8 protein-coding genes are annotated in these 12,805 nt (G+C 65.1%); 4 read left to right on the forward strand and 4 right to left on the reverse strand.

What is annotated here, in order from left to right:
* The first annotated feature begins 13 nt into the window (after window positions 1–13).
* Window positions 14–946, forward strand: a complete 933-nt coding sequence (truB, locus tag C7H84_RS17425) for a tRNA pseudouridine(55) synthase TruB (RefSeq protein ID WP_121859924.1) — start codon at window positions 14–16, stop codon at window positions 944–946.
* Between the two features lie 99 nt (window positions 947–1,045).
* On the opposite strand, the gene C7H84_RS17430 is transcribed toward truB, so the two are convergent.
* The 4 genes from C7H84_RS17430 to C7H84_RS17445 form a co-directional block, all read right to left on the reverse strand.
* The gene (locus C7H84_RS17430) at window positions 1,046–2,605 is read right to left on the reverse strand and encodes a DHA2 family efflux MFS transporter permease subunit (RefSeq protein WP_121859925.1); all 1,560 of its coding nucleotides are present in this window, start codon (window positions 2,603–2,605) and stop codon (window positions 1,046–1,048) included.
* Between the two features lie 27 nt (window positions 2,606–2,632).
* Entirely contained in the window at window positions 2,633–3,850 is a 1,218-nt protein-coding gene (locus tag C7H84_RS17435) for an HlyD family secretion protein (RefSeq protein WP_121859926.1), read from the reverse strand.
* 52 nt (window positions 3,851–3,902) lie between these two features.
* On the reverse strand, window positions 3,903–5,399 hold the full coding sequence (locus C7H84_RS17440) for an efflux transporter outer membrane subunit (RefSeq protein ID WP_121859927.1): 1,497 nt from the start codon (window positions 5,397–5,399) through the stop codon (window positions 3,903–3,905).
* Between the two features lie 87 nt (window positions 5,400–5,486).
* Window positions 5,487–5,978: a MarR family transcriptional regulator gene (locus C7H84_RS17445; protein ID WP_121859928.1), complete on the reverse strand. Its 492-nt coding sequence runs from the start codon at window positions 5,976–5,978 to the stop codon at window positions 5,487–5,489.
* Window positions 5,979–6,311: 333 nt separating this feature from the next.
* Here C7H84_RS17445 and typA point away from each other — a divergent pair, with 333 nt between their 5' ends.
* The 3 genes from typA to odhB all read left to right on the forward strand — a co-directional run bounded on the left by typA (window position 6,312) and on the right by odhB (window position 12,734).
* A complete protein-coding gene (gene typA / locus C7H84_RS17450; RefSeq protein WP_121859929.1) occupies window positions 6,312–8,138 on the forward strand; it encodes a translational GTPase TypA in 1,827 nt (608 codons plus the stop codon).
* Window positions 8,139–8,455: 317 nt separating this feature from the next.
* Complete coding sequence (locus C7H84_RS17460; RefSeq protein ID WP_121859931.1) at window positions 8,456–11,320, forward strand: 2-oxoglutarate dehydrogenase E1 component; 2,865 nt, start codon at window positions 8,456–8,458, stop codon at window positions 11,318–11,320.
* Between the two features lie 136 nt (window positions 11,321–11,456).
* Window positions 11,457–12,734, forward strand: coding sequence for a 2-oxoglutarate dehydrogenase complex dihydrolipoyllysine-residue succinyltransferase (gene odhB / locus C7H84_RS17465; protein WP_121859932.1), 1,278 nt, complete (start codon window positions 11,457–11,459; stop codon window positions 12,732–12,734).
* The last annotated feature ends 71 nt before the right edge of the window (window positions 12,735–12,805 follow it).

Raw genomic sequence — 12,805 nt, forward strand, 5'->3', positions numbered from 1 at the left:
GCGCGCGCGCCCTATGACGACTGCAGCTCCCCAACGTCCACGCGTGCCGCGGCGCGCGCTGGACGGTGTGCTCCTGCTCGACAAGCCGGTCGGCCTGTCGAGCAACGACGCACTGATTCGCGCGAAGCGCCTGCTGCTCGCGAAGAAAGCCGGTCATACCGGCACGCTCGATCCGCTGGCTTCGGGCCTGCTGCCGCTGTGTTTCGGCGAAGCGACGAAGTTTTCGCAGGACTTGCTGGAAGCGGACAAGACCTACGAAGCGACGATGCGTCTCGGCGTGCGCACGACCACCGGCGATGCGGAGGGCGATGTGCTCGATACGCGCGAGGTCGCATGCGATCGTGCGGCGGTCGAGGCCGCACTCGCGCGCTTTACCGGCGAGATCGTGCAGGTGCCGCCGATGTATTCGGCGCTCAAGCGCGACGGCAAGCCGCTGTACGAATATGCGCGCGCCGGCCAGACCGTCGAACGGGAAGGTCGCAACGTGACGATCCATGCGCTCGATCTGCTGGCCTGCGAGTTGCCGGACGTGACGTTTCGCGTGACCTGCAGCAAGGGCACGTATGTGCGAACGCTGGCCGAAGATATCGGCGAAGCCCTCGGCTGCGGCGCGCATCTGACGATGCTGCGCCGCACGGGTGTCGGCGCGCTGACGCTCGAGCACGCGGTGACGCTCGACGCGCTGTCCGACGCCGCGGAAGGCGCGCGCGACGCGTGGCTTCAGCCGGTCGACGCATTGCTGTCGACGTTTCCGCTCGTGCGTCTCGACGAAACCAGCGCGAAGCGCTTCCTGCACGGCCAGCGCCTGCCGCTGTCGGCGCTCGATTCGATCGACGCAGCCGAGGGCGAGCGTGTGCGCGTGTACGACGCGCAGCGACTGCTCGGCGTGGCGCGCAAGGTCAATGGCGTGCTCGCGCCCGAACGCCTCGTCGTGACGGCCGCATGATGCGCGGCGCGCAAGCGCCGTCGTCGTAACGAAAAAAATGCCCGGTCGATTCGACCGGGCATTTTCTTTGGGGCGCACGGTCTCAGTCGAGCGCCGTGCTCAGTGTGCAGCCGATGCCGCCGCACCCGCATCGCCGCCGCCCGCGCGTTCGGGCTTCGTGATCCAGATCAGCCCGATCAGCAGCACGAAGATCGCCGCCGAGATGTAGAACAGATCGTTCACGCCGAGTTGCGCGGCCTGCTGCGTGGCCATGTTGTTGATCAGGCCGTGCGCCTGGTCCTGCGTCAGCCCGAGGTTGCGCATCTGCGTGACGGCCTGGTTGAACGTCGGGTTGTACGGGTTGGTCTGCTCGACCAGTTGCGCGTGGTGGAAGTTGTTCCGGTGATCCCACGCGGTCTGGAAGATCGACGTGCCGATGCCGCCGCACATGATCCGCACGAAGTTCGACAGGCCCGACGCCGCGGGAATGCGGTGGCCGGGCAGGCCGGACAGCGTGATCGACACGAGCGGGATGAAGAAGCCGGCCATCGCGATGCCTTGCACGAGCGTCGGCAACGTCAGCGACCATTCGTCGACGCCGGTCGTGTAGCCCGAGCGCATCCAGAAACACAGCGCGAATATCAGGAACGCGGCGGTCGCGATGTAGCGCGGGTCCGTGCGCGGCAGGAACTTGCCGGTCAGCGGCGACAGTAGGATCGCGAACAGGCCCACGGGCGCCATCACGAGGCCGGCGTCGGTTGCGGTGTAGCCGATCTGGGTCTGCAGCCACAGCGGCAGCAGCACGAGGTTGCCGAAGTAGAGCCCGTAGCCGACCGAGAGCGCGATCGTGCCGCCCGTGAAGTTGCGCATGCGGAACAGCGACAGGTCGACGACCGGATGTTCGGCGGTCAGCTCCCAGATCACGAAGAACGCGAACGAGATGATCGCGATGAGCGCGAGCGCGACGATCGTCGTCGATGCGAACCAGTCCAGATCCTTGCCCTTGTCGAGCATGATCTGCAGCGAGCCGACCCACAGCACCAGCAGCGCGAGGCCGACACCGTCGATCGGCGCACGGCGCACCGTCGATTCGCGCGTGCGATAGATCGACCACGTGGCCAGCGCGGCGGCGATGCCGACCGGGATGTTCACGTAGAAGATCCACGGCCACGAGTAGTTGTCCGAGATCCAGCCGCCGAGGATCGGGCCCGCGACCGGCGCGATCAACGTCGTCATCGACCACAGCGCGAGTGCCATCGGCGCCTTCGCACGCGGATAACTCGACAGCAGCAGCGATTGCGACAGCGGGATCATCGGCCCCGCGACCGCGCCCTGGAGCACGCGCGACGCGAGCAGGAACGGCAGGCTCGGCGCCAGCCCGCACATCCACGACGAGATGACGAACAGGATGATCGACGCGAGGAACAGGCGAACCTGGCCGAAGCGGTCGGTCAGCCAGCCCGTCAGCGGCACGGAGATCGCGTTCGCGACCGCGAACGACGTGATGACCCACGTACCCTGGTCGGACGACACGCCGAGGTCGCCCGAGATGGTCGGGATCGCGACGTTCGCGATGGACGTGTCGAGCACGTTCATGAACACCGCGAGCGATACCGCGATCGTCCCGAGCACGAGTTGCCCGCCTTGCAGCGGCGGGTGGGAGACAGGAGCCTGTGCCATGTCGGTAGTTTTTCCGGAGTCGGACGGTTACATCATCTTCGCGGCGGTGTTCGACTTCGCCGCGGCCGGTGCCGGCGCGTTGCCGCCGGCGTTCTCGGCGATGATGCGCGCGATCTCGGCGTCGGCTTCGTCGCCGTACTTCGCGAACACGTTGGTCTCGTAGACCGTGTTCTGCGCGTTGGCGAGCTGGTCGCCGCGCTCGTCCTTGATGTCGACGTCGACCTGCATCGACAGGCCGATGCGCAGCGGGTGCTTCTCGAGCTCCTTCGGATCGATCTCGATACGCACCGGCAGGCGCTGCACGACCTTGATCCAGTTACCCGTGGCGTTCTGCGCGGGCAGCAGCGAGAACGCCGAGCCCGTGCCGGCCGAGAAGCCGACCACCTTGCCGTGGTAGACCGCCGACGAACCGTAGATATCGGCCGTCAGTTCGACCGGCTGGCCGATGCGCATGTGCTTGAGCTGGACTTCCTTGAAGTTCGCGTCGACCCACACCGCGTTCAGCGGCACGACCGACATCAGCGGGTTGCCCGGCGACACGCGCTGGCCGACCTGCACCGAGCGCTTCGCGACATAGCCGGTGACCGGCGCGGGGAGCACGTTACGCGCGTTCGCGAGGTATGCGTCGCGAACTTTTGCTGCCGCGGCCATCACGTTCGGGTGCGATGCGATCGTCGTGTTCGCGGTGAGTGCGCGGTTCGATGCGAGCTGCTGTTGCGCGGCGTCGACCGATGCCTGCGCGGCGCGCACGGCGTCGCGTGCATGGGAGATTTCTTCCTGCGACACGGCGCCCGTCTGCGCGACGGCCACGCGGCGACGCAGATCGTCCTGCGCCTTCGACAGGTCGGACTGGCGCAGCGCGACTTGCGCGCGGTACTGGTCGTCGTTGACGAACAGGCCGCGCACCTGGCGCACCGTTTGCGCGAGGTTGGCTTCGGCCTGCTGCAGCGCGACCTGCGAGTCGGCCGGGTCGAGCACGACGAGCGGATCGCCGGCCTTGACCGTCTGCGTATCGTCGGCCTTCACGGCGATCACGGTGCCCGTGACCTGCGGCGTGATCTGCACGACGTTGCCGTTGACGTACGCGTCGTCCGTCTCTTCATGGAACCGTGCGACGAGGAAGTAGTACAGACCGTACGCGATGGCCGCGATCACGATGACCGCGATCAGCAGCGTCATCATCCGTTTGCGCTTCCCGTTGTTCTGCGACTGTGCGCTGGCGGCGTTTTGTTGAGGGTCGCTCATGGCGATTTTCTCCGTCCGTTATTTCGAGTGTCTGCGTAGTGGTGGCGCCGGATCAGTTGGCGGCCTGTCGGGTCTGCCGGTCGGCGTCGGGCGCGGCGAGCCGCGTGCCGGTCGCGTCGAACCCGCCGCCGAGCGCCTTGATCAGCGCGAGCTGCATGTCGCGCCGGCGCATCTTCAGGTTGGTCACCGTCTGTTCCGCTGCGAGGCGGTTGCTGTCAGCGGTCAGCACCTGCAGCTGCGGCGACAGGCCGGCCTTGTAGCGGATCACGGCGAGGTCGTACGCACGCGTCGACGCGTCGAGCGCGCGCTGTGCGTCGTCCATCTGGCGATCGACCGCGCGGATCGACGCGACCTGCGTCGCGACGTCGTTCAGCGCGCTGATCAGCGTCTGGTTGTAGTTCGCGACCGACAGGTCGAAGTCCGCATAGCGGCCCTTGAGCTGCGCACGCAACGCGCCGGCATCGAAGATCGGCAGGTGGATGGCCGGGCCGAACTGCGCCTGGCGGCTCGCGAAATTCAGGAATTTGCCCCAGCCGAACGCATCGAAGCCGAACCCGGCCGTGAGGTTCACGTCGGGGAAGAACTCGGCCTTCGCTTCCTTTACGTCGTGCATCGCGGCCTCGACCTGCCAGCGCGCGGCCACGATGTCGGGGCGGCGCGACACGAGGTCGGCCGGCAGGTTGCCGGGCAGCGCGACTTCGGCGGTCGGGTTCACCACCGGCGCGGCGATCTGCAGGCCGCGGTCCGGCCCCTTGCCGAGCAGCGCGGCGAGCTGGTAGCGCACGGTCGTGATCTGGCCGTCGAGGTCGGACAGCGACGCTTGCGTCGTCGCGATGTTGCCGCGTGCGGTCTGGCGTTCCACGTTGGTGTCGAGGCCGGCCGACACGCGGCCGTCGGTGATCTTGCCGACCGTCTGGCGGTTGTCGATCTCGCGCTGCGCGATGTCGCGCAGCGCATACAGCTGCGCGAGCGAGTTGTAGGTGCGCGCGACCGACGACGCGAGCGTGATGCGCGCCTGCTGCATGTCGGCTTCGGCGGCCTTTTCCTGCGACACGGCCGTGTGCAGCCGCTCGCGGTTCTTGCCCCACAGGTCGAGATCCCACGACGCGCTCGCGAGCGCGTTGTTCTCGCTATACCACTGGCCGCCGTACGGGGGCGGGAACAGCGCGTTCGACGAATACAGCTCGCGCGTCCACGAGTAGCTGGCTTCGGCCTTCGGCATCAGGTTCGAGCGCGACGTTTCGATGTACGACGACGCCTTCGCGATGCGCGCCTGCGCCTGCGCGATCGACGGGCTGCCCTGGAGCGCCTCGTCGATCAGCTTCGGCAACTGCGGATCGCCGAACTGGTTCGCCCAGTCGAGCGCCGGCCATTGGCCGCCTTGGGCCGGCAGGCTCTGGGCCGTTTCGAATTGCGACGCGGGAGCGATCTGCTTGTCGCTCTTGATGCCGATGTAGTTTGCGCAGCCCGCCAGCGCGAGCGCGGCCACCGCGGCAGCGACGGCGGCGCGGCACGACCCGGCGCGCACGGACAACGGGGAGGATTTCATCGCGCTGTTCCCTGACTCGGAATGAATGATGGACACTGCAAGGATTTCCTTACATTAATCTGTCAAAAGTTATTGTTATGGCAACTATTACGTGATGCTGCCGCCGGCGTTCTCGCAATAGTTGCTGAGAATGCGGCGCAGCATGCTCTTCAGGAAACCGACTTCTTCGGGCGTAAATCCGTCGAGCAACTCGTCGAGCACGCTGCGGAATACCGGCGGCAACCGCTCGGCAAGCGCGCGGCCTTCGTCGGTCAGTTCGAGGCGCACGACCCGCCGATCCTCGATGCTGCGCACGCGGGACAGCAGGCCGCGTTTCTCGACACGATCGAGCAGGCGCGTGACCGCGCTCGCGTCGATCCCGTATTCCCGCGCGAGTTCGGCGGCCGTCGAGCATTTGCCGACCGCGATCATGAACAGCATGCTCGCCTGGGTCCCGGTAATGCCGAGCTCTTCCTGCGTGCGCTGCGTGACGAGGTTGGTCATGACCGACTTCACACGCGACATCAGATAGCCGACGCTGTCGTTCATCTGATACGTGGACAGCGGCGAAACGGGCGGTTGGGAAGGAGAATCCGACATAAAACCCTGAAGCTGCAATAGTTGACTAGGCAGCAGTATAGGCGCTATATGCTTGCCGCGGCAAATATTAATCGAACGGGCGAGTGCCCGCTTCGTACGACGAAATTCCCTTGCCAGCGGCAGGGTTTTGGGGGCGTCGGCAGCGGTGTCGGCCGGCCGGCTTGCGGCTCCGGTGCGCGGGCAGGGGCGCGCCGTGCGTCGCGTTACAACTGCCGTCGGGCTTTCGACATTCTCACGTGCTATAATTTGCGGTTTCCAAGCTGCAACGCGCGCGCACGTGTCCCGGTGACAGACGAGCGTGCGCGTTTGCGCGTTCAACGATTTCAGGTTTCTATGACCCGCGCCCTTCGCAATATCGCCATCATCGCTCACGTCGACCACGGCAAGACCACGCTCGTCGACCAACTGCTCCGCCAGTCCGGCACTTTCCGCGAGAACCAGCAGATTGCCGAGCGAGTGATGGACTCGAACGACATCGAAAAAGAGCGCGGGATCACGATTCTCGCGAAGAACTGCGCGGTCGAATACGAAGGCACGCACATCAACATCGTCGACACGCCGGGGCACGCGGACTTCGGCGGCGAAGTGGAGCGTGTGCTGTCGATGGTCGACTCGGTGCTGCTGCTGGTCGACGCCGTCGAAGGCCCGATGCCGCAGACGCGCTTCGTCACGAAGAAGGCGCTCGCGCTCGGCCTGAAGCCGATCGTCGTCATCAACAAGATCGATCGTCCGGGCGCGCGGATCGACTGGGTGATCAACCAGACCTTCGACCTGTTCGACAAGCTCGGCGCGACTGAAGAGCAGCTCGACTTCCCGATCGTCTACGCATCGGGCCTGAACGGCTACGCGTCGCTCGACCCGGCCGCCCGCGAAGGCGACATGCGCCCGCTGTTCGAGGCGATCCTCGCTCACGTGCCGGTTCGCCCGGCCGATCCGGAAGCGCCGCTGCAGCTGCAGATCACGTCGCTCGACTTTTCGACGTACGTCGGCCGGATCGGCGTCGGCCGTATCACGCGCGGCCGCATCAAGCCGGGCCAGCCGGTCGTGATGCGCTTCGGCCCGGAAGGCGACGTGCTGAACCGCAAGATCAACCAGGTGCTGTCGTTCAAGGGCCTCGAGCGCGTGCAGGTGGAGTCGGCGGAAGCGGGCGACATCGTGCTGATCAACGGTATTGAAGACGTCGGCATCGGCGCGACCATCTGCGCGGTCGACACGCCGGAAGCGCTGCCGATGATCACCGTCGACGAGCCGACGCTGACGATGAACTTCCTCGTGAACTCGTCGCCGCTGGCAGGCCGCGAAGGCAAGTTCGTGACGAGCCGCCAGATCCGCGACCGTCTGATGAAGGAACTGAATCACAACGTCGCGCTGCGCGTTAAGGATACCGGCGACGAAACGGTGTTCGAAGTGTCGGGCCGCGGCGAACTGCACCTGACGATTCTCGTCGAGAACATGCGCCGTGAAGGCTATGAGCTGGCCGTGTCGCGTCCGCGCGTCGTGATGCAGGAAATCGACGGCGTGCGCCACGAGCCGTACGAGCTGCTGACGGTCGACGTCGAAGACGAACACCAGGGCGGCGTGATGGAAGAGCTCGGCCGCCGCAAGGGCGAGATGCTCGACATGGCGTCGGACGGCCGCGGCCGCACGCGTCTGGAGTACAAGATCTCGGCGCGTGGCCTGATCGGCTTCCAGAGCGAATTTCTGACGCTCACGCGCGGCACGGGCCTGATGAGCCACATCTTCGACTCGTACGCACCGGTCAAGGACGGCTCGGTCTTCGAGCGCCGCAACGGCGTGCTGATTTCGCAGGACGACGGCGCGGCAGTGGCCTACGCACTGTGGAAGCTGCAGGATCGCGGCCGCATGTTCGTGAAGCCGGGCGACGCGCTGTATGAGGGCATGATCATCGGCATCCACAGCCGCGACAACGACCTCGTCGTGAACCCGATCAAGGGCAAGCAGCTGACCAACGTGCGTGCGTCGGGTACCGACGAAGCCGTGCGTCTGGTGCCGCCGGTCCAGATGTCGCTCGAATACGCGGTCGAGTTCATCGACGACGACGAACTCGTCGAAGTGACGCCGCAGTCGATCCGCCTGCGCAAGCGCTTCCTGAAGGAGCACGAGCGTCGCCGCGCGAGCCGCGAAGGCGCGGTTGACTAAGCATCGATCGTTCCTGTGCATCACGAAAGAGGCTGCCTTCGGGCAGCCTTTTTTGCATCTGCGCGATGCGCAACCGGGCAGCCCGCAAAACACTGTTCCCGATGGTCGTGGCAATCCGGCAAAACCCCGTCGTACGGTGCTTTCAGGCACGTTTCGGCGTGAACCCCGGTAACGGTTCTGTGATATGCTGCGCGCACGCAAGTTTTAGGTCCTTCCAAGCAAGACTTGATTCGCAATCCGCTAAACGGTCAGGCCGTGTCGCGGAAGGTTGAGTAACCCGCTATTTCTCGAGAAGCTCGAAGAAAGGTGAGCGTAAAATGTCAGATGTAATGAAGCAGTTTCAGCTGAACTCCTATCTGTTCGGCGGCAATGCTTCGTACGTTGAAGAACTGTACGATGCATACCTCAACAATCCGGCATCGGTGCCGGAGAACTGGCGAGAGTATTTCGACGCGCTGCAGAACGTCCCTGCAACCGACGGCTCGAACGCCAATGACGTCGCTCACTTCCCGATCGTCGAATCGTTCGCCGAGCGCGCGAAGGCCAACGCCTTCATCCCGCGCGAAAGCACGAGCAACCTGGCAACCGCGCGCAAGCAGGTTCACGTCCAGTCGCTCATCAGCGCCTATCGCTTCCTCGGCTCGCAATGGGCCAACCTCGATCCGCTGAAGCGTCGCGAACGTCCGGCCATCCCCGAACTCGAACCCGCTTTCTATGACTTCTCCGAAGGCGACCTCGACCAGACGTACAGCGCAAGCAACCTGTATTTCGGTTTCGACCAGGCTTCGCTGCGCGACATCGTCAAGGGCCTGCGTGACACGTACTGCGGCACGATCGGCGCCGAGTTCATGTACATCAGCGATCCGGAACAGAAGCGCTGGTGGCAGGAGCGCCTGGAGTCGACCCGCGCGACGCCGGCCTTCTCGATCGACAAGAAGAAGCACATCCTGAATCGCCTGACGGCCGCCGAAGGCCTCGAGCGCTACCTGCACACCAAGTACGTCGGCCAGAAGCGCTTCTCGCTCGAAGGCGGCGAAAGCTTCATCGCGGCGATGGACGAAGTCGTCCAGCACGCGGGCAAGAGCGGCGTGCAGGAAATCATCATCGGCATGGCTCACCGCGGCCGTCTGAACGTGCTGGTCAACACGCTGGGCAAGATGCCGGCCGACCTGTTCGCCGAATTCGAAGGCAAGCACGTCGACGACCTGCCGGCAGGCGACGTGAAGTACCACAAGGGCTTCTCGTCGGACGTGTCGACGGAAGGCGGCCCGGTCCACCTGTCGCTCGCGTTCAACCCGTCGCACCTCGAAATCGTGAACCCGGTGGTCGAAGGTTCCGCGAAGGCGCGGATGGACCGTCGCGGCGACGAAGACGGCCTGCAAGTGCTGCCGGTGCAGATCCACGGCGACGCGGCCTTCGCTGGCCAAGGCGTCGTGATGGAAACGCTGAACCTCGCGCAGACGCGCGGTTACGGCACGCACGGCACGCTGCATATCGTCATCAACAACCAGATCGGCTTCACGACGTCCGACCCGCGCGACGCGCGCTCGACGCTGTACTGTACCGACGTCGTCAAGATGATCGAAGCGCCGGTGCTGCACGTGAACGGCGACGATCCGGAAGCTGTCGTGCTCGCGATCCAGATCGCGATCGACTATCGGATGCAGTTCCACAAGGATGTCGTGATCGACATCGTCTGCTTCCGCAAGCTGGGTCACAACGAGCAGGACACGCCGGCGGTCACGCAGCCGCTGATGTACAAGAAGATCGCGCAGCACCCGGGCACCCGTGCGCTGTACGCCGAGAAGCTCGTGCAGCAGGGCGTGATCACCGCGGAAGACGCCGACAACTTCGTGAAGGCGTACCGCAAGGCGATGGACGACGGCCACCACACCGTCGATCCGGTCCTGTCGAACTACAAGAGCAAGTACGCGGTCGACTGGGTTCCGTTCCTGAACCGCAAGTGGACGGACGCAGCCGACACGGCCGTGCCGCTCGCCGAACTGAAGCGCCTGGGCGAACGCATCACGACGGTCCCGGAAAACTTCAAGGTTCACCCGCTCGTCGAGCGCGTGATCAACGACCGCCGCAACATGGCGCGCGGCGACCAGCCGCTCGACTGGGGCATGGGCGAACACCTCGCATTCGCGTCGCTCGTCGCATCGGGCTACTCGGTGCGCCTGACGGGCCAGGACTCGGGCCGCGGCACGTTCACGCACCGTCACGCGGTGCTGCACGACCAGAATCGCGAGCGCTGGAACGACGGCACGTACGTGCCGCTGCAGAACATCGCCGACGGTCAGGCGAAGTTCACGGTGATCGACTCGGTGCTGTCGGAAGAAGCGGTGCTGGGCTTCGAATACGGTTACTCGACCGCCGAGCCGAACACGCTCGTGCTGTGGGAAGCCCAGTTCGGTGACTTCGTGAACGGTGCGCAGGTCGTGATCGACCAGTTCATCTCGTCGGGCGAAGTGAAGTGGGGCCGCGTGTCGGGTCTCACGATGCTGCTGCCGCACGGCTACGAAGGCCAGGGTCCGGAACACTCGTCGACGCGTATCGAGCGTTTCCTGCAACTGTGTGCCGACCACAACATGCAAGTGGTCCAGCCGACGACGCCGGCGCAGATTTTCCACCTGCTGCGTCGCCAGATGATCCGCTTGTTCCGCAAGCCGCTGATCGTCGCAACGCCGAAGTCGCTGCTGCGCCACAAGGAAGCGGTGTCGGACCTGTCCGAACTCGCGAAGGGCTCGTTCCAGCCGGTGCTGGGCGAAACCGACGGCGGCATCGACGCGAAGAAGGTCAAGCGCGTGCTGGCATGCTCGGGCCGCGTGTATTACGACCTCGTCGCGCATCGCCGCGAAGCGAAGGCGAACGACGTCGCGATCATCCGTATCGAGCAGCTCTATCCGTTCGCGCACAAGCAGTTCGAAGCCGAAATGAAGAAGTACGAGAACGCGACTGAAGTGGTCTGGGTGCAGGACGAGCCGCAGAACCAGGGCCCCTGGTTCTACGTCGAGCACCACCTGAAGGAAGGCATGAAGGAAGGGCAGAAGCTGGCGTACAGCGGCCGTCCGGCTTCGGCCTCGCCGGCGGTTGGCTACTACGCGAAGCACTACGAGCAGCAGAAGGCCCTCATCGAAGGTGCATTCGGCCGCCTGAAGAGCGCATCGATCGCGAAATAACCGACGGCAAGCGAAACGGGAAGGCGCACCGCGCTTTCCCGTCTCTTTTGGCCGCCCGCGCGCGTCGCGCGGCGCATCGGCCAAAGGAATCGCACGAACCTCGTCACACCCCAGATTAAGCATCCAGGAAAATCACATGGCTATCGTAGAAGTCAAAGTCCCCCAGCTGTCGGAGTCGGTGTCGGAAGCCACCATGCTGCAGTGGAAGAAGAAGCCGGGCGAAGCAGTCGCGCAGGACGAAATCCTGATCGAACTCGAGACCGACAAGGTCGTCCTCGAAGTGCCGGCGCCGGCAGCGGGCGTGCTCGCGCAAGTGCTGCAGAACGACGGTGACACGGTCGTTGCCGACCAGATCATCGCGACGATCGACACCGAAGCGAAGGCAGGTGCTGCCGAAGCAGCGGCAGGCGCCGCCGAAGTGAAGCCGGCGGCAGCGCCTGCTGCAGCCGCACCGGCAGCACAGCCGGTTGCCGCCGCAACCGCATCGTCGGCAGCCGCATCGCCGGCCGCGTCGAAGCTGCTGGCCGAGAAGGGCCTGTCGGCAGGCGACGTCGCAGGTTCGGGCCGCGACGGCCGCGTCACCAAGGGCGACGCGCTGGCCGCAGGCAGCGCACCGAAGGCTGCTCCGGCCGCCGCACCGGCGAAGACCGCCGCTGCGAAGCCGTCGTTGCCGGAAGTGAAGGTGCCGGCGTCCGCGGCGACGTGGCTGAACGATCGTCCGGAACAACGCGTACCGATGTCGCGCCTGCGTGCGCGTATCGCCGAGCGTCTGCTCGAGTCGCAGCAGACCAACGCGATCCTGACGACGTTCAACGAAGTGAACATGGCTCCGGTCATGGAGCTGCGCAACAAGTACAAGGACAAGTTCGAGAAGGAACATGGCGTGAAGCTCGGCTTCATGTCGTTCTTCGTGAAGGCGGCCGTGCACGCGCTGAAGAAGTTCCCGCTGGTGAACGCGTCGATCGACGGTAACGACATCGTCTACCACGGCTACTTCGACATCGGTATCGCGGTCGGTTCGCCGCGCGGCCTGGTCGTGCCGATCCTGCGCAACGCGGATCAGCTGAGCCTCGCCGAGATCGAGAAGAAGATCGCCGAATTCGGCCAGAAGGCGAAGGACGGCAAGCTGTCGATCGAGGAAATGACGGGCGGTACGTTCTCGATCTCGAACGGCGGCGTGTTCGGCTCGATGCTGTCGACCCCGATCATCAACCCGCCGCAGTCGGCCATCCTCGGCGTGCACGCGACGAAGGAGCGCCCGGTTGTCGAAAACGGCCAGATCGTGATCCGTCCGATCAACTACCTGGCACTGTCGTACGACCACCGGATCATCGACGGCCGCGAAGCCGTCCTGTCGCTCGTCGCGATGAAGGACGCGCTGGAAGATCCGGCACGCCTGCTGCTCGACCTGTAAGCCGAGTCTCACTGCATTGACCCGTTCCGCAGGTTCGCGCGCACGCGCGAACCTGCGGGCGTACAAGTAGA

This window comes from Burkholderia sp. Nafp2/4-1b, from assembly GCF_003635165.1.
In the GTDB taxonomy this organism is placed as follows: Bacteria; Pseudomonadota; Gammaproteobacteria; order Burkholderiales; family Burkholderiaceae; genus Burkholderia.

Bases quoted from the DNA above. Each gene is read 5' to 3' on its own strand.
- C7H84_RS17430 (WP_121859925.1), bottom strand. From the start codon at position 2,605: ATGGCACAGGCTCCTGTCTCCCACCCGCCGCTGCAAGGCGGGCAACTC.
- truB (WP_121859924.1), top strand. From the start codon at position 14: ATGACGACTGCAGCTCCCCAACGTCCACGCGTGCCGCGGCGCGCGCTG.
- C7H84_RS17445 (WP_121859928.1), bottom strand. From the start codon at position 5,978: ATGTCGGATTCTCCTTCCCAACCGCCCGTTTCGCCGCTGTCCACGTAT.
- C7H84_RS17435 (WP_121859926.1), bottom strand. From the start codon at position 3,850: ATGAGCGACCCTCAACAAAACGCCGCCAGCGCACAGTCGCAGAACAAC.
- odhB (WP_121859932.1), top strand. From the start codon at position 11,457: ATGGCTATCGTAGAAGTCAAAGTCCCCCAGCTGTCGGAGTCGGTGTCG.
- C7H84_RS17440 (WP_121859927.1), bottom strand. From the start codon at position 5,399: ATGAAATCCTCCCCGTTGTCCGTGCGCGCCGGGTCGTGCCGCGCCGCC.
- typA (WP_121859929.1), top strand. From the start codon at position 6,312: ATGACCCGCGCCCTTCGCAATATCGCCATCATCGCTCACGTCGACCAC.
- C7H84_RS17460 (WP_121859931.1), top strand. From the start codon at position 8,456: ATGTCAGATGTAATGAAGCAGTTTCAGCTGAACTCCTATCTGTTCGGC.